Origin of the sequence: Streptomyces sp. NPDC001507 (assembly GCF_042894765.1) — a bacterium.
GTDB lineage: Bacteria > Actinomycetota > Actinomycetes > Streptomycetales > Streptomycetaceae > Streptomyces.
The window spans coordinates 314,412-331,853 of the sequence record NZ_JBIAVV010000001.1 but is presented as its reverse complement, the minus strand read 5'-3'; the positions used below and the strand labels follow the sequence as shown (position 1 = coordinate 331,853).

At 71.6% G+C, this 17,442-nt stretch carries 20 protein-coding genes; 13 read left to right on the top strand and 7 right to left on the bottom strand.

Features of this window, described 5'->3' with window-relative positions:
• Nucleotides 1-96: 96 nt before the first annotated feature.
• Nucleotides 97-714, top strand: a complete 618-nt coding sequence (locus tag ACFY0K_RS01555; protein ID WP_390638070.1) for a helix-turn-helix domain-containing protein — start codon at nucleotides 97-99, stop codon at nucleotides 712-714.
• Here ACFY0K_RS01555 and ACFY0K_RS01550 read toward each other — a convergent pair whose 3' ends face one another.
• From ACFY0K_RS01550 to ACFY0K_RS01540, 3 genes are all read right to left on the bottom strand, one after another.
• Complete coding sequence (locus tag ACFY0K_RS01550; RefSeq protein WP_390638069.1) at nucleotides 715-1,902, bottom strand: hypothetical protein; 1,188 nt, start codon at nucleotides 1,900-1,902, stop codon at nucleotides 715-717.
• 64 nt (nucleotides 1,903-1,966) lie between these two features.
• Complete coding sequence (locus ACFY0K_RS01545) at nucleotides 1,967-2,113, bottom strand: hypothetical protein (protein ID WP_390638862.1); 147 nt, start codon at nucleotides 2,111-2,113, stop codon at nucleotides 1,967-1,969.
• A gap of 225 nt (nucleotides 2,114-2,338) precedes the next feature.
• Nucleotides 2,339-3,097 (bottom strand): helix-turn-helix domain-containing protein, encoded by a 759-nt coding sequence (locus ACFY0K_RS01540; protein WP_390638068.1) that lies wholly within the window; start codon nucleotides 3,095-3,097, stop codon nucleotides 2,339-2,341.
• 235 nt (nucleotides 3,098-3,332) lie between these two features.
• On the opposite strand from ACFY0K_RS01540, the gene ACFY0K_RS01535 reads away from it, so the two are divergent.
• Together ACFY0K_RS01535 and ACFY0K_RS01530 are read left to right on the top strand one after the other, a co-directional pair.
• On the top strand, nucleotides 3,333-4,007 hold the full coding sequence (locus ACFY0K_RS01535) for a DUF4097 family beta strand repeat-containing protein (RefSeq protein ID WP_390638067.1): 675 nt from the start codon (nucleotides 3,333-3,335) through the stop codon (nucleotides 4,005-4,007).
• Nucleotides 4,008-4,220: 213 nt separating this feature from the next.
• On the top strand, nucleotides 4,221-5,447 hold the full coding sequence (locus ACFY0K_RS01530) for a glucuronyl hydrolase (RefSeq protein WP_390638066.1): 1,227 nt from the start codon (nucleotides 4,221-4,223) through the stop codon (nucleotides 5,445-5,447).
• A gap of 10 nt (nucleotides 5,448-5,457) precedes the next feature.
• On the opposite strand, the gene ACFY0K_RS01525 is transcribed toward ACFY0K_RS01530, so the two are convergent.
• A complete protein-coding gene (locus ACFY0K_RS01525) occupies nucleotides 5,458-5,643 on the bottom strand; it encodes a hypothetical protein (protein ID WP_390638065.1) in 186 nt (61 codons plus the stop codon).
• A gap of 338 nt (nucleotides 5,644-5,981) precedes the next feature.
• Between ACFY0K_RS01525 and ACFY0K_RS01520 the strand changes: the two genes are divergently transcribed.
• The 4 genes from ACFY0K_RS01520 to ACFY0K_RS01505 all read left to right on the top strand — a co-directional run bounded on the left by ACFY0K_RS01520 (nucleotide 5,982) and on the right by ACFY0K_RS01505 (nucleotide 7,800).
• A complete protein-coding gene (locus ACFY0K_RS01520) occupies nucleotides 5,982-6,152 on the top strand; it encodes a hypothetical protein (protein WP_390638064.1) in 171 nt (56 codons plus the stop codon).
• A 114-nt stretch (nucleotides 6,153-6,266) separates the two neighbouring features.
• The gene (locus ACFY0K_RS01515) at nucleotides 6,267-6,758 is read left to right on the top strand and encodes a DUF2975 domain-containing protein (protein WP_390638063.1); all 492 of its coding nucleotides are present in this window, start codon (nucleotides 6,267-6,269) and stop codon (nucleotides 6,756-6,758) included.
• Nucleotides 6,758-6,979, top strand: coding sequence for a helix-turn-helix domain-containing protein (locus ACFY0K_RS01510; protein ID WP_390638062.1), 222 nt, complete (start codon nucleotides 6,758-6,760; stop codon nucleotides 6,977-6,979). Before ACFY0K_RS01515 ends, ACFY0K_RS01510 begins: the two co-directional genes overlap by 1 nt.
• Before the next feature lie 170 nt (nucleotides 6,980-7,149).
• Nucleotides 7,150-7,800 (top strand): NAD(P)-dependent oxidoreductase, encoded by a 651-nt coding sequence (locus tag ACFY0K_RS01505; protein WP_390638061.1) that lies wholly within the window; start codon nucleotides 7,150-7,152, stop codon nucleotides 7,798-7,800.
• Between the two features lie 76 nt (nucleotides 7,801-7,876).
• Here ACFY0K_RS01505 and ACFY0K_RS01500 read toward each other — a convergent pair whose 3' ends face one another.
• A complete protein-coding gene (locus tag ACFY0K_RS01500; RefSeq protein ID WP_351955448.1) occupies nucleotides 7,877-8,098 on the bottom strand; it encodes a hypothetical protein in 222 nt (73 codons plus the stop codon).
• Between the two features lie 28 nt (nucleotides 8,099-8,126).
• Here ACFY0K_RS01500 and ACFY0K_RS01495 point away from each other — a divergent pair, with 28 nt between their 5' ends.
• The 3 genes from ACFY0K_RS01495 (at nucleotide 8,127) to ACFY0K_RS01485 (ending at nucleotide 11,774) form a co-directional block, all read left to right on the top strand.
• A complete protein-coding gene (locus ACFY0K_RS01495; RefSeq protein WP_390638060.1) occupies nucleotides 8,127-8,966 on the top strand; it encodes a hypothetical protein in 840 nt (279 codons plus the stop codon).
• Nucleotides 8,967-9,216: 250 nt separating this feature from the next.
• Nucleotides 9,217-10,578 carry a bifunctional o-acetylhomoserine/o-acetylserine sulfhydrylase gene (locus ACFY0K_RS01490; protein ID WP_390638059.1) on the top strand — a complete coding sequence of 454 codons (1,362 nt, stop codon included), beginning with the start codon at nucleotides 9,217-9,219 and terminating at the stop codon, nucleotides 10,576-10,578.
• Complete coding sequence (locus tag ACFY0K_RS01485; protein WP_390638830.1) at nucleotides 10,575-11,774, top strand: homoserine O-acetyltransferase; 1,200 nt, start codon at nucleotides 10,575-10,577, stop codon at nucleotides 11,772-11,774. Before ACFY0K_RS01490 ends, ACFY0K_RS01485 begins: the two co-directional genes overlap by 4 nt.
• 40 nt (nucleotides 11,775-11,814) lie before the next feature.
• On the opposite strand, the gene ACFY0K_RS01480 is transcribed toward ACFY0K_RS01485, so the two are convergent.
• Entirely contained in the window at nucleotides 11,815-12,153 is a 339-nt protein-coding gene (locus ACFY0K_RS01480) for a hypothetical protein (protein WP_390638058.1), read from the bottom strand.
• Between the two features lie 270 nt (nucleotides 12,154-12,423).
• A complete protein-coding gene (locus ACFY0K_RS01475) occupies nucleotides 12,424-13,812 on the bottom strand; it encodes an AbfB domain-containing protein (RefSeq protein WP_390638057.1) in 1,389 nt (462 codons plus the stop codon).
• Between the two features lie 225 nt (nucleotides 13,813-14,037).
• Between ACFY0K_RS01475 and ACFY0K_RS01470 the strand changes: the two genes are divergently transcribed.
• The 3 genes from ACFY0K_RS01470 (at nucleotide 14,038) to ACFY0K_RS01460 (ending at nucleotide 17,365) form a co-directional block, all read left to right on the top strand.
• Nucleotides 14,038-15,462 carry an amidase gene (locus ACFY0K_RS01470; RefSeq protein WP_390638056.1) on the top strand — a complete coding sequence of 475 codons (1,425 nt, stop codon included), beginning with the start codon at nucleotides 14,038-14,040 and terminating at the stop codon, nucleotides 15,460-15,462.
• 60 nt (nucleotides 15,463-15,522) lie between these two features.
• Nucleotides 15,523-15,741, top strand: coding sequence for a hypothetical protein (locus ACFY0K_RS01465; protein ID WP_366356216.1), 219 nt, complete (start codon nucleotides 15,523-15,525; stop codon nucleotides 15,739-15,741).
• Between the two features lie 133 nt (nucleotides 15,742-15,874).
• Nucleotides 15,875-17,365 (top strand): SPFH domain-containing protein, encoded by a 1,491-nt coding sequence (locus tag ACFY0K_RS01460; protein ID WP_390638055.1) that lies wholly within the window; start codon nucleotides 15,875-15,877, stop codon nucleotides 17,363-17,365.
• Nucleotides 17,366-17,442 lie beyond the last annotated feature (77 nt).

Genomic DNA, 17,442 nt, shown 5'->3' with positions numbered 1-17,442 from the left:
CTTCGAGGGGGTTCGGCGTCAACTACAGTTGACCGGCCGGAAACTTTTACGTGACAAGCATGGCCATCCGGTCGAGCGTCCGTCAACAATGACGGGATGCACATTAAAAGTGACGACCTGGCCCACGAGAACGAGCTGGTCGCCCGCAATGTCCGCCGGTTCCGGCTGGAGCGCGCCATGTCGCTGGGTGAGCTGGCGCGCCGTTCCGGTCTCTCGAAGCAGACGCTGTCGAAGATCGAGCAGGGCTCGGGCAACCCGACCGTGGAGACGCTCTCGCTGCTGGGCGCGGCCCTGGACGTGCCCGCCCGCCGGCTGCTCACCGAGTGGGGCACACCGGTCTACGTCCAGCGGCACGACGAGGGCCAGTGGTCGGACACCGGCAACTGGTCGGAACGGCTGCTGGACGAGGTCTACGGCTCGGGGTACGTACGGACGCTGGTGCTGCGTCTCGAACGCAGCGGCAAACAGCCCGAGCCCGTCGTCCCGCACGCCGCCGGCACGCTCCACCACGTCTACGTGATCACCGGCAAACTGCGCACCGGCCCGCTCACCGAACCGGTCGACCTGGCGGCGGGGGACTTCGCCCGGTTCCCCGGGGACATCCCCCACCGCCATGTCTGCCTCAGCGAACGCGTGGTCGCCCACATGGTCACCACACTGCCTCAGCTGCGGCAGATCAGCCCCACGGTGCTGCAGCGCGGGCCCGGAGCCTGATCAGGAGGTGATGCCGTTGTACTGGTCCCAGGTGTAGGCGAGGTCCGGCGCGGAGGGCTTGCCGGGCCAGTTGAAGTAGTCCCAGACGAGTTCGGCGGGGTTGGTGGCGAGGTACCCCCGGCCGGGCAGGTCGTCGCCGTCGTCCCAGGCCCACGGCGGGTTGGCCGCGTCGGTGTCGCAGGCGCCGTTGGCCGGGCCGAGGACCCCGCCCGCGCCGCACTTGGCGCCGTAGGGGTTGGAGCTGTCGTCGCCGGCGAAGTTGTTCGTGGTCGCGAACAGTGTGGTGAGGGTGCGGTTCGCCCACATGCCGTTCGCCGCGAAGACGTCGGTCAGCGTGTACTGCACGTCGCGGTCGTTGGAGCCGGACGGCACCTCGGCGGTGGAGCCGGGGTAGTAGACGATGCCGTCGCCGCTCGCGTACTGGCTGCGCTCCTGGGACAGGTAGCCCTCGGCCCACGCGGCGTGGGTGTTGGGCTGCTGGGTGGTGAACGGGCGGCCGTGGCCGTCGTCGTGCGGGTCGCCCTGGAGCTTCAGCGTGCCGTCGACGCTCTCCTGGCCGCTGGTGAAGTCGCTGCCGGCGGGCACCCAGGAGTAGAAGTTGCTGTGCGCGACGGTGATGGCCGCCTTCAACTGGCCGTGCGCGGAACCGTCGTTGGCCACGACGACCAGGACGCCCTCGGCGTCGTTCTCGTGCTCGGTCAGGTCCTCCTGGTAGTTGTCGAGGACACCGTCCGACCAGTCGCGCGGGTGGAAGTACGTGTACAGCAGGTAGGAGAAGGACGGGGTCTGCACGACCGAGTAGTAGACGTGCGCCGCGAGCGGGAACTGGCTGGTGTTCTCCCAGTTGTTGCGGCCGTTGAGGTCGCCGTCGTAGTCGTAGGACGTGATGTAGTCGGACTTGCCGCCGAGCGCGGTCTCGCCGGTGGAGTCGACGTCCTGGAAGTTGACCGGCGCCCACCACTGGGCGAGTGCGGCGCGGTCGGCGGCGGCGTCCGCGTGGGCCGCGGTCGGCTGGGTGAGTCCGGCACCGCAGACGGCGGCGAGGGCGGCCGTCACGGCGAAGGATCTGCGTCGGGTCAGAGGCGCACGGAAACGGTGGGGGCGGCTGGTTGCCACGGTTCCTCCGGGGGCGGCGAAAGGAACCGGCACGTCGGTGAAGTCGACGTGCCGGTAAGGGAGTTGACGCATGTTCCGGTGGTGCGTGTGATGCCGCGCGTACGATACAGCGCAACCCGGGCGGCCCGGCAGGGCGTCAGCGGGTGACGGTGCCCCTGCGCAGCGCGTGACCGCTGTCGTTGCTGTCGTCGGACCACCACACCGGCTTGGTGCCGCCGCTGCACTCGTCGGAGCCGGAGACGGCGAAGCCCTCGTTTGGCCGCCAGGACCTTTCCTGCGCCACCCGAACGGCCGCCTCCGCGCGGGTGAGGGGGTTGTGAACGGTCGGTGAGCGAACCGCCGGGATCGACCGGGGAGACCGGTTGCGGCCGGCACCGGAGGACCGCCGTCCGGCCTGCGCGCGGCACACCGTCACGCTAACCCGCCCGCGTCGAAGGCACGGCCCCCGGCCAGGGACGATGAGCACGGACTGGGAGACACTTGTGAACTCCGCCGCCCGGCCGCGCGCCTATGCGGGCCCGGGGCCCGGACGGCCGGTGTCGTCGGCGGTGGTCGTCGCGGGTTTGCTGTGGAGGACTTCACGGGCCTGTTCGGCGGCGCGGGCGATGCTCTCGCTGACGAAGTCGAGGAACCGTGCGATGTTCTCCAGACGGTTGGCGGCCGGGGTGCGCGCGCCGAGGACGGTGACGCCCTGACGTGCGGTCTCGGCGATCTGGGCGGTGCCGCGCGCGCTGGCCATCATCGACTGGTACCAGACGTCGTCGTCGACGAAGTAGCTCTCGCGGCGGCGTTCGTCGCGCTCCCGGCGGACGAGCCCCTGCTCCTCGAGGAAGGCGACCGCCTTCGAGACGGACGCCGGGCTGACCTGGAGCCGCTGCACGAGTTCGGACGCGGTGAGGCCGGCCGCGTCGCTGATGCAGAGACAGGCCAGCACCCGGGCCATCATCTTGGGCGTACCCGACTGCATGAAGACCGTGGTGAGCGTCTCCTCGTACTCGGCAACGGCCTCCGCGTCCCGTCCGTGCGGCTGCGGCGCCGCCCCCCGCCCCCGGGAAGAGGCGGGCCGGCGCCGGTGCGCGCGCCGCTCGGTGGCGCGGTGGGCCAGGTCGGCGCGGTAGGCGGCGGGGCCGCCGTTGCGCATCACCTCACGCGTGACCGTCGAGGTCGGCCGGTCGATACGGCGGGCGATCTCGGCGTAGGGGAGGCCGTCGGCCAGCCCCAGCGCGATCTGCTGGCGTTCCTGCTGCCTGAGCCTGCCTCCCGGCATCACGATCTCCTCACTGTTCCCGCGGGGCGGTCCCCGCCCCCGAGGATAGCGTTCGCTCTCAATCCATTGCAACGCTCGACGAGCTCGCGTTGCATTACCTTCAGAACAGTTGCAACACTTTTAGCAGCTTGACGTGCAGCTATGTGTTTCTTACGCAACGAATCCATTGTCGCAACCCGGAAAGCAACGTAGCGTTTCCATTGTCAGAAACAAGGAACGCCAACGGGAGACCACGATGCAGAAGTTCGACACCCCCGCTCCGATCTCCGCCGTCCTGGACATCCCCGCCGGACGCGTCCAGTTCATCGCCGCGGACCGCGCCGACACCACGGTCGAGGTCCTGCCCGCCGACCCCGCCAGGAGCCGCGACGTCAAGGCGGCGGAGCAGACCGCCGTCTCCTACTCCGACGGTGTCCTGCGGATCACGGCCGGGACCCCCGGCAACCAGCTCTTCGACCCCTCCGGCTCGGTGGAGGTCACCGTCCAGCTGCCCGCCGGCTCCGGCGTCGAGGCGAAGGCGGCCAGCACCGAGCTGCGCGGGGTCGGACGCCTCGGCGACGTCGTCTTCGACGGCGCGTACCGCAGCATCAAGATCGACGAGGCCACGAGCCTCCGCCTCACCGCGACCGACGGCGACGTCGAGGTCGGCCGACTGGGCGGCTCCGCGGAGATCAGCACCGCCCGGGGCGACATCCGGATCAACGAGGCGACCCGCGGCACGGTCGTACTGCGCACCCAGGACGGCGACATCTCGGTCACCGCCGCCACCGGGGTCTCCGCCGCCCTGGACGCCGGCACCGGCCACGGCCGCGTCAGCAACGCCCTCAAGAACGACGGCACCGCCGAACTCGACATCCGCGCCACCACGTCCCGCGGCGACATCACCGCCCGCAGCCTCCAGGCAGGCTGATCGGCCGTCCGCCCGAGGGGCCCGGCGACCCGATCGCCGGGCCCCTCGGGGGCCCAGTCGGGCGACGACCCGCCGCCCTGGGCAACAACCGTCCGCCCCACGAGAGTAATTCACATACCTGAACCTTGCGCACATGTGTATACGCCGACGCCGTCGCATGCGAGACTCCTTCAACTCCCCCGCTCACCGGTTCAGTTGGAGAGGAAGGCACCCATGCACATGTCCCGCAGGGCCGTGCTGGCCACCGCAGGCGGCGCCGCGGTGGCGTACGCCGCCGTACCTCAGTCCGCGCAGGCGCTCACCGGCCGGGTGCCGGCGGCGACGGAGGCGGTGCTGCGAGGCGCGGCGGACTACGCGGTCGCGAAGGTGCGTGCCGTCGCGCCCGGGGTGAGCGCCTTCCCCGTGGGGACGAAGTCCGAGAAGTGGGTCTACTCCCAGAACGGCGACTGGGTCGGCGGATTCTGGCCCGGCATCCTCTGGATGAGCTGGCTCCACAGCGGCGACGACAGCCTGCGCACCCTCGCCCTGGCATCGGCCGCGAAGCTCGCCCCCCGCCGGTACGACACCGGCACCCACGACCTGGGCTTCCTGTTCACCCCGTCCTGGGTCACCGCCTGGCGGCTGACCGGCGACACGTCCTGGCGGGACGGCGCCGTCCAGGCGGCCCGCTCACTGCTCCAGCGCTACAACCCCCGTGGCCGCTACCTGCGGGCCTGGGGTGCGCTGGGCACCTCCGACAACGCGGGGCGCATGATCATCGACACGATGATGAACCTCGACCTGCTCGTCTTCGCCGCCCGGGAGACCGGCGAGAGCGCGTTCATGGACGCGGCCGTGGGACACGCGCAGACCACGCAGCGCCTCTTCCCGCGACCGGACGGCTCCACCCCGCACGCCTACGACCTCGACCCCGCCACCGGCGCCCCCGTCGGCCCGAACACCGTCCAGGGCTACAGCCCCACCTCCTGCTGGGCCCGCGGACAGGCCTGGGGCATCTACGGCTTCACCACGATGTACCGCCGCACCGGCGACCACCGGTTCCTCGCCACCGCCCGCACGCTCGCCGACTACGCGGTCAAGGCCCTCGGCCCGGACCACGTACCCGTCTGGGACTACCGGGCACCGCAGCAGCCGTACGACGTCAAGGACGCCTCCGCCGGGACCGTCATGGCCTGCGGGCTGCTCGACCTGGCCGCCGCCTCGGGCAACCTGTCCTACCGCACCACCGCGCTGCGCATCCTCGACGCCCTGTGCGAGACCTGCCTCACCACCCACTCCACCCGCGCCGAGGCCGTCGTGGCCCGCTGCACCCGCAACCGCCCCGCCGAGGACGGCATCGAGATCTCCCTCCCCTACGCCGACTACTACCTCCTCGAAGCGATCCTGCGCGTCCTGCGGCCCCACGACCTGGACCGCGCGATCGACCTCTCGACGGTCTGACGGCACGCCACTAGGGGGCGGTGTTCGTCGCCGCCCCGGAAGCGTTCGCCGGCGGTGCGGTGAGGGGGGACGGCGGGGGCGGGGACGCTTCTCCCGAGTCTGCCTGCACGACGAGGACGACCGCGATGACCGCCGTGGTCAGGGCGGCCATCGCGGCCAGCCACCAGATCCCGATCGCTTTCGCGTGAGCGGCCATGGCACCCTCCTTCGACGCGGAGCGTACGCCCTTGCCCGAAGACGGAACTCCCTTTTCACAGCACGCGACAGCCGACGCCCCACACCACCGGCCTCACCGCCACATTCTGGCCGTCTTCCACGGTTGTCGCGCCGAATTGAGAAATCCGCAAGGTAAATGACCGAGTATCACCCGAAACGACCGGCGACTACGGACCGCGTCCCGCCGCCCGCGCACGGCCGTTCGCTCACGCGGGCGCCCCACGGCGACCGACGCGTTCCCTTGTGGTCGCCCGGCGACGGGCTTGTGGAGGTGATGTGCGGGCATACGGGAGTTCACCCTTCGAGAGGAGCCCGCTCATGGCCGGCATCGTCGCAGCAGTCCTGTTCTTCATCGCCTTCCTGATCAACGCGGCGGACATCAGCACCAATGACACGTTCACCTCCACGAACGTCATGCTGCTGGGGCTGACCGCCCTGGCCCTGCACGTGGCGGGGATCGGCACGGCCCGGTCGTACCGGCGCCGCTGACCGCGCGGCCATGGCCGCCTCGCTGCGCAGCAGACGGACGCCACCGCCCTCACCTCTTGCGGCATCCATCGAGACTCGATAGATTTCCATCGCCATTCGATGGAAGGTCAGGTCATGGGAAAGCTGGCAGTGCGTACGCTGCGCGCCGTACTCGCGCTGGTGCTCACCGGCACCGGGCTCGTACAGGCAATGATGGTCTGGACGTTGGTGAGCGGGAACGACCCGGAGGACGGGACGCTCCCGCTGACCGCACTGCGCGTGATCACGATCCTGGGCATGGCCGCGGTCCAGGTCGCACTGGTCTGCGTATGGCGGCTGGTGACGATGGTGCGGCGCGGAACCGTGTTCTCCCACGCCGCCTTCCGGTACGTGGACGGCGTGATCGGCGCGATCGCGGCGGCCGCCCTCCTGTGGTTCGCGGTCACGGCCGTCGACGCGCCGGGCCAGCGGGACGATCCGGGCGTCACCGTCATCATGGGCGGGATCGGCGTGGCCGTCCTCGGGGTCGCGCTCATCGTGCTCGTACTGCGGATGCTGCTCGCCCAGGCCGTCGCCCGTGACGTCGAAGCGACGCGGATGCAGGCCGAGTTGGACCAGGTGATCTGATGCCGATCGCCGTCGACATCGACGTGATGCTGGCCAAGCGGAAGATGTCCGTGGGCGAACTGGCCGACCGCGTGGGGATCACGCCCGCCAACCTCGCGGTACTCAAGAACGGCCGCGCCAAGGCGGTGCGCTTCGCGACCCTCGCCGCACTGTGCGAGGTACTCGAGTGCCAGCCGGGCGACCTGCTGCGCTGGGAGGCCGAGGAGCCGGCCGCCGACTGACGCGGGCGTGGACCGCGGCAGCGCAACACCACCGGGCCGCTGGACCGCTGAACCGCTGGACCGAATGAACGCAGATCGCCGGGATCGGCCCGACATCGCACGTTTGTCATGAAAGGCCTCGGTAATCTGCGAACCCGGAGACGGTCAACGGGAACTGGAGATTCATTCGCATGTCCAAGATCGCCCTGTTCGGCGCCACCGGCACCATCGGATCCCGCATCCTGGACGAGGCGCTCCGTCGCGGCCACCTGGTCACAGCGGTCGCACGCGACCCGGCGAAGCTCACCCGGAACGACCCCGGCCTGACCGTGGTCACCGGCGACGTTCTGGATCCCCGGTCCGTCGCCGAGGCGGCCAAGGGGCAGGACGTCGTGGTCAGCGCGGTCGGCGGAGGCGACGGGCCGGGCCACATCGCCACCATCAGGCCCAGCGCCGAATCCCTGATCGCCGGCATCCGCAGCCTGGGGGAACCGGCACCACGGCTCGTCCTGGTCGGCGGCGCCGGCTCCCTGCGCACGCCGGACGGCAGGCAGGTCTGGGACGCAGAGGGCCTGCCGGAGTTCCTGCTCCAGATCATGCACGCCCACGGGGACGCGCTGGACTTCTGCCGCACCGTCGGCGACGTGCGGTGGACGAACCTCAGCCCCGCCGCGACGATCGAGCCGGGCGAGCGGACAGGCGTCTATCGCATCGCCAAGGAAGACCTGCTCATCGCCGAAGACGGCAGCAGCCGCATCTCCGCCGAGGACTACGCCGTCGCCCTGCTCGACGAGATCGAACAACCACGCCACATCGGCGAGCGCTTCACGGTCGGCTACTGAACCCGCACCCCTTCGCCCATTCGAGTGAACGCGGCACCGGACAAACCCCGCGGGCACCCTGCCCACCCCTGACCGGCTACCAGATCAGGCACCAGTAGCCGTCGTAGTGCCCGATGCCGATGCGCCCGACCTGGGGCACGAGGCTCGGGTTCGGCTGGCCCACGGCCGACAGCGAGCAGACCGGGTCGCCGACCGTCCTGGCAGCCGCCATCCGCTTGGCGGCGGCCACGGCCTGCGGCGACGTGAACCAGGTGGTCGTTCCCGGTCCGTTGCCGGTGACCGTCGGGGCCGGAGTCATGGGCCCCGGTGTCTGCGAAGGCCGTGCGGTGAGCGGGGGCGGACTCGGCCGGGTCGTCGTGGGTGACGGCGGCGGAGGGGGCGGCGCGCTCGGCCGGGTCGTCGTGAGGGACGGCGGGGGCACGCTCGGCCGGGTCGTCGCGAGGGACGGCGACGGCGCGGGCGCGCTCGGCCGCGTGGTCGTGGGGGACGGCGAGGGCGGGGGCGCGCTCGGCCCGTGCGGGGTGACGGACGGTGTGGGCGTCGGTGTGTGGGGAGGCGCCGGCTTCGTGGTCGGCGTGTGCGCCGGCGGCGTCTGCACCGACGGGGGGGCCGGGGTCGTCCGGTGGGGCGCCGGCCGGGTGGCGGTCGGCACCGGCGGCACGGTCCGGGTCGGCCTGGGCTCGGGGGTCCGAGTGGGCTTCGGCGTCGACGGGGCCGGTGAACTCGGGGCCGACGGCCGCGGTGACAGGGACGGGGACGGGCTCGGCGTCGACGCCGACGGCGTCACCACGGGTGACGGCGTCGGGTGGGAGGCGTTGCCGCCGTGGTCGGACGACAGCAGCGCCCAGGCTGCCAGACCGCCGCCCAGGGCGACCACGGCCGCTCCGCCCGCTATCCACGGAGCCTTCCGCGATGGCCGCCGGTGCCGGTTCATGATTCTCACTGTCCATCCGATCGCCGACGGCCTCAAGCCGGAGCCGAGCCGCCGCCCGCTCCCGCCTGCCGTCCGCCGGTGCCGTGCTCCCGGCCCGGCACGGACGGCGTACGAGCACCGGGGGCGCGACAGCCGGCCCGCCTTGCGGCACCGACGGCGGCGATGGGCGGACCGGTCGGTGGGGGCGGCTCACCCCTGCGGGAAGGTGTGTCCGACTGCGTCACTTCGGTGAAGAGGGCCCCATCGTGCTGGCGTTGGTTGCCCCTGTGTGGTTCTCTGTCTCCATGACCGTGCTTGTGACCCGCCGCCACGTGGACTACGTGCGTGTCACCGCGACAGGTTGTCGCGCCGAGAGCTGACGCTCCGCTCCGGCCCTTTCCACCTCTCCCGCAGTTCCGCTTCTCCACTCTGCTCTGCCACGGACGCGTGCCCGCACGCGCGCCGTCGCACCCTCACGCCTGCCCGCACAAGGAGCATCCGCCATGAGCCAGCCCATCGACTCCGTCACCGCCGGTCACACCGTCGACGAGACGCCCGCCGGACCCGACACCTCGGCCTGGTCCTTCGAGACCAAGCAGATTCACGCCGGGGCCGCGCCGGACCCGACGACGGGAGCCCGGGCGACGCCGATCTACCAGACGACGTCGTTCGTGTTCCGGGACACCCAGCACGCCGCCGACCTGTTCGCCCTGGCCGAGCCCGGCAACATCTACACCCGCATCCACAACCCGACCCAGGACGTCTTCGAACAGCGCGTCGCCGCGCTGGAAGGCGGTGTCGCGGCCGTGGCGCTGTCCTCCGGGCAGGCGGCCGAGACGCTCGCCATCCTGACGCTGGCGAGTTCCGGGGACCACATCGTCTCCAGCACGTCGCTGTACGGCGGCACGTACAACCTGTTCCGGCACACGCTCCCGAAGCTGGGCATCGAGGTGTCCTTCGTCGACGATCCGGACGATGTCGACGCCTGGCGGGCGGCGGTCCGGCCCAACACCAAGGCGCTGTTCGCGGAGACGCTGGGCAACCCGCGCGGCAACGTGCTCGACGTGCGGGCCGTCGCGGACGCCGCCCACGCGGCGGGCGTGCCGCTGATCGTGGACAACACGGTGCCGACTCCCTATCTGCTGCGGCCCATTGAGCACGGCGCGGACATCGTCGTGCACTCGGCCACCAAGTTCCTCGGCGGCCACGGCACCGCCATCGCGGGCGTCGTCGTGGACGGCGGCACCTTCGACTTCGGTGCGCACGCCGAGCGGTTCCCCGACTTCACCGAGCCCGACCCGAGCTACCACGGGCTGCAGTACTGGCCCGCGCTCGGCCCCGGCGCCTTCGCGATCAAGCTGCGCGTGCAGTTGCTGCGCGACCTGGGCCCGGCCCTCTCCCCGCACTCGGCGTTCCTGCTGCTGCAGGGCGTGGAGACGCTGAGCCTGCGCATCGAGCGGCACTCCGCGAACGCGCTGGCGCTGGCGGAGTGGCTGGAGCAGCGGGACGAGGTCGCCGCCGTCCACTATCCGGGCCTGGCGTCCAGCCGGTGGTACGAGGCGGGGCAGAAGTACCTGCCGCGCGGGGCCGGCGCGGTGGTCTCGTTCGAGCTGAGGGACGGCGTCGACGCGGGCAAGCGGTTCGTGGACGCGGTCGAACTGTTCAGCCACCTCGCCAACATCGGTGACGTACGCAGCCTGATCATCCACCCCGCCTCCACGACCCACAGCCAGCTGGACGCGGAACAGCTGGCGGCGACCGGCACCGCGCCGGGCCTGGTGCGCCTGTCGGTCGGCATCGAGAACCTCGCCGACCTCAAGGCCGACCTGGAGGCCGGTTTCCGCGCGGCCAAGGGCGCGTCCTGAACGCCGTACCCACCACCGGGGTTCCCCTTCCGCCGGCCACCGGGGCCTGGCGGGAGGGGGACCCGGCCGGGCACCGGCAGTGGTACGTGGCCGAGAAGCCGCTGTCGCTGGAGGCCGGCGGTGAACTGCCCGGCGTCCGGCTGGCGTTCGAGACCTGGGGGCAGCTCGCGCCGGACCGCGCCAATGCCGTGCTCGTGCTGCACGCCCTCACCGGTGACAGCCATGTCGCCGGACCCGCCGGGCCCGGCCATCCGACCCCGGGCTGGTGGGACGGGCTGGTCGGGCCGGGCCTGGCGCTGGACACCGACCGGTGGTTCGTCGTCGCCCCGAACGTCCTGGGCGGCTGCCAGGGCAGTACGGGACCTGCCTCGCCGCGTCCCGACGGACGTCGCCGCTGGGGCGGCGCCTTCCCCTTCCTGACCCAGCGCGACCAGGTCGCCGCCGAGGCCGGGATGGCCGATGCACTGGGTATCGACCGGTGGGCGCTGGTCGTCGGCGGCTCGATGGGCGGGATGCGCGCCGTGGAATGGGCGGTGACCCACCCCGAGCGCACCGGGGCGTTGCTGCTGCTCGCCACCACGGCGGCGGCGAGCGCGGAGCAGATCGCCTGGGCGAACATCCAGCTGCACGCCATCCGCGGCGATCCGCACTGGCAGGGCGGCGACTACCACGACACGGGGCACGGCCCGCACGCCGGCCTCGGCCTCGCCCGCCGCCTGGCCCATGTCACCTACCGCAGCGAGCCGGAACTCCAAGTCCGCTTCGGCCGTGCGCCTCAGGGTGCCGAGGACCCGCTCGGCGGCGGTCGTTACCAGGTGGAGTCGTATCTCGACCACCATGCCGCCAAGCTGATCCGGCGCTTCGACGCGGGCAGTTACCTGGTGCTGTCCGAGGCGATGAACGCGCACGACATCGGCCGTGACCGCGGTGGCGTGCGTGCCGCCCTGGGCCGCGTGACCGCCCGCACCCTGGTCGCGGGCGTCGACTCCGATCGCCTCTACCCGCTCGCCCAACAGGCCGAACTGGCAGCGAACATCGGCACGGCGGACGCCGTCCGGGTCATCGAGTCCCCGTACGGGCACGACGGTTTCCTGATCGAGACGGAGCAGGTCGCCGCACTCGTGGCCGAGTTGGTCCCCGGCGCCATGCCCGAAGGCCTGCCGCAGCCTTCCCGTGGCTCAGCGGAACGATCGTGAACACGGCCGGCCCCGTCGGACAGCGTCCGCCTGTCCAGGTTCACCGTCCGGCGGCCGGTGTGTCCCGGGGGGACTCCACGAGTTCCCCCCTGGCGGCAAACGCCTTCGCCAGTACCTTGGCTCGGTAGGGATTCGCCACGTCCAGAGCCGACGCCACCGCGACCGCCTCGTCCAACAACGCCAGGCGCTGCCCGGGCAGCTCCCGCACCAGCGGCGACGCACTGGCCTCGACCAGAACGTACGCCAGCTTGGACCCGTACACCTCCGGCTCGACCTGAGCCAGCAGGCGGTAGATCCGCAACCCCTCGGTGCCGCCCACCACCCGCCGGTTGGCACTGAGCAACTGGACCCTCGCCCGCATGACCATGTCCTGATCCATCGATCCCCCTCCGTTCCCCCCACCCCCGCCTGCACCCGTCCCACGACGGGACAGCACGACGAACGCGCCGGCACCCGGGAACGGATGCCGACACGCACGTCGGTGAGTGGATGACGACGAGTCTGCGGGCAGTTCACCACCCCGGACAAGCCTGAACGGACGTGCGCTCCGTCCTACCGCAAACCACGTCCGAGCAGGCATGATGGACCTGACACTCACTCACGCCCCGTCACCGCGCCCGGCAGCGACGGCACACACGTCGATTGCAGCTCAGCCCCAGGGCGCCACCGCCACGAACGAACTGTCCTGCCGGAACAGGTCGGTGCCGTTCGAGATGTCCACGCGGAGTTGGTAGTTGTAGTGGCGCAGGTAGTGACCCGGGTAGTTGTACGACTCGAAGCGGACCGAGCCGTCGGCCGTGCCCGTGCGGGCGATGAACGTGGCGTCCTGGGCGAATGTCGTCGTGCCGTCGTTCGGGTCGAAGCGGCCGCGGAAGTCGTAGTGGCGCAGGTAGTCGCCCGAGGCGTCGCGGAAGGAGCAGGCGTTGGCGTCGGCGAGGCCCGCGACGACCGTGAAGGTGGCCGCCTGCTTGTCGACGGTGGCGCTGGAGCTGGTCACCACCGGGAGGTTGAGGAGAGCGGACACCTCCTCCCAGTACCGGGCGGGGTAGTTGACCGACTGGAGGGAGCGGGTCGCGTTCTTCGTCGGCGACGGGCCGCCCGGCACCGTTTCCTTGATCACCGTGAAGTGCCGGGCCGTGCCCGAGAGGGTCGGCAGGGCGGTCGGCGCGGACCACGTGGCGAACGTGTCGTAGCTGTCGCTGTAGTAGTAGGTGCCGTCGCCGTAGCCGTCGAAGAAGATCCGCCAGCCGCCGTTGTCGAGCTGGATCACGGAGGGGCCTTCGCGGTAGCTGCCCCAGCCCGCCCAGTCGCCGGTCCTGGAGATCGTGTAGGGACCCTTGAGGCTGCCGGCGGTGCCGTACTCGATGTACTTCGCCGTCTCGTTCTTCGTGAAGGCGTGGTAGGTCGAGCCGGTCCTCACGATGTACGTGTCGATGTGGTTCGGGCCGATGCCGGAGAGCGCGGTCGGTGAGGTCCACGCCGTGAGGGCGGAGTCGGTCGCCGTCAGGACGTACGGGGTGAAGATCCACTCGTCGTCCGCGGTCGAGCAGGACACGATGACGTTGACGCTGCCGTCGCCGTCCACGAACCACTCGGGTGCCCAGGCCCGGGACAGGTTCGTGAGGGGGATCGTGTAGTCGTACAGGAACGTCCAGCCGACCCGGTCGGCGCTGCGGGCGAAGCCGATCGTGGTGCTCTCGTCCTCCCAGGTGTGGGTGGTGTAGGTGACGTAGTAGTAGCCGTCCGTGTGCTTGAAGATGCTCGCGTCGCGGATGCGGTTGGCGGGCGGGGTGTAGGCCGAGGACTGCAGGAGGCGGAAGTCGGTGGCGTCGTCGGACTGGTAGACGTTCACCGTGCCGTCGTCGCTGTTGAGGAACGGGACGATCGTGTAGCGGGTGGCGTAGCCGCTCGCGGGGGCGGCTGCGTCGGCCGCGCCGAGCAGGCCGGGCAGTTCGCCCAGGGCCAGGGCCGTCGCGGGCAGGGCGGCCAGCGCGCGCAGCAGGGCGCGACGGGACGGGGCGGGGGAACGTGTGGTCACGGCGGCTCTCCGGGGGCTCGTGCAGACGCGGACACAGCGATGTGTCCGGTATCTCGAACGGAGTTCGAGAAGTCGACGCAGAAAGTAGGAGTCGCGCCAGGTGCACGTCAATGCTTTGCGCAGGACTGGGGCGCGGCTGGACGCCGCCTGTGCGAAACCTGTCCCGACGGGGCCGGATCGACGTTACTCTCCGGTAAATGCTGCGCCCCGGAGGTGGGTTCCCGTATGCCGTACGACCGTTCCGCAGGGCTCGCCGAGTCCGTACGCACCCTGGCCGCAGGCGAATTGACCTCGCGTCAGCTGGTCGAGGAGACTCTCGCGCGCATCGAGGCCAGCCAGGGCTCCGTCAACGCCTTCCGGATCGTGCGCCGCACGGCCGCCCTCGCCGAGGCGGACGCCGCCGACCGGGAGTTGGCCGCCGGAGTGCGGCGGCCACTGCTCGGGGTGCCGGTCGCGGTGAAGGACGACACGGACGTGGCCGGCGAACCGACCGCCTTCGGCTGCCCGGGCGAGTTCCCGCCGGTGGCCGAGGACGGGGAGGCGGTACGGCGCCTGCGCGCGGCCGGGGCCGTGATCGTCGGCAAGACCAATACGTGCGAGCTCGGGCAGTGGCCGTTCACCGAGGGGCCGGCCTTCGGTGCCACCCGCAACCCGTGGCAGCCCGGGCACACTCCGGGCGGCTCCTCGGGCGGGTCCGCGGCAGCCGTCGCGGCGGGCCTGGTGCCGGCCGCGCTCGGCTCGGACGGTGCCGGATCCGTACGCATCCCGGCCGCCTGGACCCACCTCGTCGGCATCAAGCCGCAGCGCGGCCGCATCTCCACCTGGCCGCGCGGCGAGTCCTTCCAGGGCATCACGGTCAACGGCACCCTGGCCCGCACGGTCGCCGACGCGGCCCTGCTGCTGGACGCGGCGAGCGGGAACCATCCGCAGGATCCGCACCAGCCCACCCGGGTGACGCTCACCGAGGCGGTCGGCCGGGACCCCGGACGGCTGCGCATCGCCCTCTCCCTCAAGCCGCCGTTCACCGCGCTCCCCGCCCGCCTCCAGCCGGAGCTGCGCACCCGCGTCCTCGAACTCGCCAACACACTCGCCGAGTTGGGCCACTCGGTCGAGGAGGCCGACCCGCCCTACGGCCAGATCGGGCTGACCTTCGTCCCACGCGCCACGGCGGGGATCGCCGAGCGCGTCCGCGAGGCGCCGCACCCGGACCTGCTCGACCCGCGCACCCTGGAGGCGGCCCGCCTGGGCCGGCTGCTCGGCGGGGCCCCGCTGCGGGCCGCCCGGCGCGCGGAGGCCGGCCTGCGGGGCAGGATCGGCGCCTTCTTCGCGTCGTACGACCTGGTCCTCGCGCCGACCACCGCCGCTCCCCCGCCCCGCGTCGGCGCGCTGCTGGGGCTGGGCCAGTTCGCCACCGACCGGGCGATGATCGCCGCCTGCCCCTACGCCTGGCCGTGGAACGTGCTGGGGTGGCCGGGGGTGAACGTGCCCGCCGGGTTCGCCGGGGGCGGGCTGCCGGTGGGAGCGCAACTGCTCGGGCCGGCGGACAGTGAGCCGTTGCTGGTCTCCGTCGCCGCCCAGCTGGAGGCCGAGCTGCGCTGGCACGAGCTCTGGCCGCCGCGGCCCACGGCCGTCGACGCCTCGGCGGCATGAGAGCAGCAGGCCGAAAGCAGGCCACTTTCCCCGCGCTTGACCTGCCCGTACTCTCTGACCATGGACGATGCGTCGATGGTCGGGCTCGTGGGGCGGGTCAGCGGAGCGATCGGGCCCGGGCTCGTCGGCGAGGTGATCGTCCGGGTCCGCGGAGGCGCCGAGCACTTCCTCGCGTACGCCGCCGACGGCACCGGCCGGATCGAGCGCGGCACGGTGGTGATGGTGGTCGAGTATCTGCCGCCGCGGACGGTCTACGTCACGCCCGCGTACGACAGTTGAGCGGGCATAGCCCCAGGTGAGGGGCGCATGCGTCAAGATTGCAACAAGGAATCGTCAGCGTCTTCACCCGGCGCCCGCACGGGCGCACACTCCCTTCGTTCGGTGCCGAAAGGGCACCATTCAAAGGGGGCGTATGCCGATGGTTGTCGGCGTCGTTGCGGGGGTGGCGGTTCTCGCCGTTCTCGTGCTGATCGGTGTGTTCAAGATGATGTGGCGGGTCGCCGAGCCGAACGAGGCGCTCATCATCTCCGGTTCGAAGCATCGGACCGAGGGTCTCGAAGAGGGCATGGGGTTCCGGATCGTCACGGGGCGCGGCACGCTGGTGCTGCCGGGCGTGCAGGCGGTGCGCAAGCTGTCCCTGGATCTCAACGAGACCGAGTTGTCGGTGGACTGCGTGACCCAGCAGGGCATTCCGCTGAAGGTGCGGGGTGTGGTCATCTTCAAGGTGGGCGACGACTTCGTGTCGATCGCCAACGCGGGCCGCCGTTTCCTGGACCAGCAGAAGATGATGTCCGAGCGGGTGCACAACGTGTTCGCGGGTCATCTGCGCTCCATCGTGGGCGGGTTGACGGTCGAGGACATGATCCGCGACCGGGACAAGCTCACCGGGCAGACCCGGGCCGCCTGCGGCACCGAGATGGAGAAGCTGGGGCTCATCGTGGACTCCCTGCAGATCCACGAGATCGAGGACCCGACCGGGTACATCCAGAACCTGGCGATGCCGCACGCGGCGGCCGTGCAGCGGGACGCGCGCATCGCGCAGGCGGAGGCGAACCGGCTCGCCACCGAGGCGGAGCAGCAGTCGTTCGCCCGGATGGCGGAGGCCACCCGGGACAGCGAGATCCTCCAGGCCGGTTACCAGGCCGAGCGGGACAAGGCGGCCGCCCAGGCCCGGCAGGCGGGTCCGCTCGCCGACGCGGCCGCCCGGCAGGAGGTCGTGGTCCAGGAGACGCGGGTCGCCGAACTGGAGGCGCACCGGCGCGAGCAGCAGCTCCAGGCGGATGTCCGCAAGCCGGCCGACGCCAAGGCCTACGAGAAGCGGACGCTGGCCGAGGCCGAGCGTGACGCGCGTATCTCGGCGGCCCAGGCGAAGGCGAAGGAGACGGAGCTGGCGGCCGCGGCCGAGGCGACCCGGGTCAAGACGGCCGCGGGTGCCGAGGCCGAGGCGACCAAGTCCCGGGGTACGGCCACCGCGGCGGCGACCCGGGCGACCGGTGAGGCGGAGGCGGCCGCCGCGCAGGCGAAGGGTCTGGCGGCGGCCGAGGCGGCCAGGGCGAAGGGACTCGCGGAGGCGGAGGCCATCAAGGCCCGTGCCGCCGCCCTCGCGGAGAACCAGGAGGCGGTCGTCGCCCAGCAACTCGCCGAGAACTGGCCGGAGATCGTCAAGGCCGGCGCCTCCGCCTTCGGCAACGTCGACAACATGGTGCTGCTCAACGGCGCCGACGGCATGGCCGAGTTGTTCGCCAAGGCGCTCACCATGGGCGGCACGGGGCTCGGGCTCGCCCGGCAGCTGCTCGCGTCGATGAACCAGAACGGGCAGGCGCCGGGCGTGACGTCACCGGTCCTCAACGGGGTCACGGCTCCGAAGTCGCAGAAGGTGCAGGTGGAGGAGGGCGGCGAGTAGCCACGCCGCCGGCAGTGCCGCAACATGCCGACTGCCGACTGCGGCGCCGTCGTGGCTGGTCGCGCAGTTCCTCCCCC

Coding starts and splice junctions, on each gene's coding strand:
- ACFY0K_RS01555 (WP_390638070.1), top strand. CDS start 97: ATGCACATTAAAAGTGACGACCTGGCCCACGAGAACGAGCTGGTCGCC.
- ACFY0K_RS01550 (WP_390638069.1), bottom strand. CDS start 1,902: ATGCGTCAACTCCCTTACCGGCACGTCGACTTCACCGACGTGCCGGTT.
- ACFY0K_RS01540 (WP_390638068.1), bottom strand. CDS start 3,097: ATGCCGGGAGGCAGGCTCAGGCAGCAGGAACGCCAGCAGATCGCGCTG.
- ACFY0K_RS01535 (WP_390638067.1), top strand. CDS start 3,333: ATGCAGAAGTTCGACACCCCCGCTCCGATCTCCGCCGTCCTGGACATC.
- ACFY0K_RS01530 (WP_390638066.1), top strand. CDS start 4,221: ATGCACATGTCCCGCAGGGCCGTGCTGGCCACCGCAGGCGGCGCCGCG.
- ACFY0K_RS01525 (WP_390638065.1), bottom strand. CDS start 5,643: ATGGCCGCTCACGCGAAAGCGATCGGGATCTGGTGGCTGGCCGCGATG.
- ACFY0K_RS01520 (WP_390638064.1), top strand. CDS start 5,982: ATGGCCGGCATCGTCGCAGCAGTCCTGTTCTTCATCGCCTTCCTGATC.
- ACFY0K_RS01515 (WP_390638063.1), top strand. CDS start 6,267: ATGGGAAAGCTGGCAGTGCGTACGCTGCGCGCCGTACTCGCGCTGGTG.
- ACFY0K_RS01510 (WP_390638062.1), top strand. CDS start 6,758: ATGCCGATCGCCGTCGACATCGACGTGATGCTGGCCAAGCGGAAGATG.
- ACFY0K_RS01505 (WP_390638061.1), top strand. CDS start 7,150: ATGTCCAAGATCGCCCTGTTCGGCGCCACCGGCACCATCGGATCCCGC.
- ACFY0K_RS01500 (WP_351955448.1), bottom strand. CDS start 8,098: ATGACTCCGGCCCCGACGGTCACCGGCAACGGACCGGGAACGACCACC.
- ACFY0K_RS01490 (WP_390638059.1), top strand. CDS start 9,217: ATGAGCCAGCCCATCGACTCCGTCACCGCCGGTCACACCGTCGACGAG.
- ACFY0K_RS01480 (WP_390638058.1), bottom strand. CDS start 12,153: ATGGATCAGGACATGGTCATGCGGGCGAGGGTCCAGTTGCTCAGTGCC.
- ACFY0K_RS01470 (WP_390638056.1), top strand. CDS start 14,038: ATGCCGTACGACCGTTCCGCAGGGCTCGCCGAGTCCGTACGCACCCTG.
- ACFY0K_RS01465 (WP_366356216.1), top strand. CDS start 15,523: ATGGACGATGCGTCGATGGTCGGGCTCGTGGGGCGGGTCAGCGGAGCG.
- ACFY0K_RS01460 (WP_390638055.1), top strand. CDS start 15,875: ATGCCGATGGTTGTCGGCGTCGTTGCGGGGGTGGCGGTTCTCGCCGTT.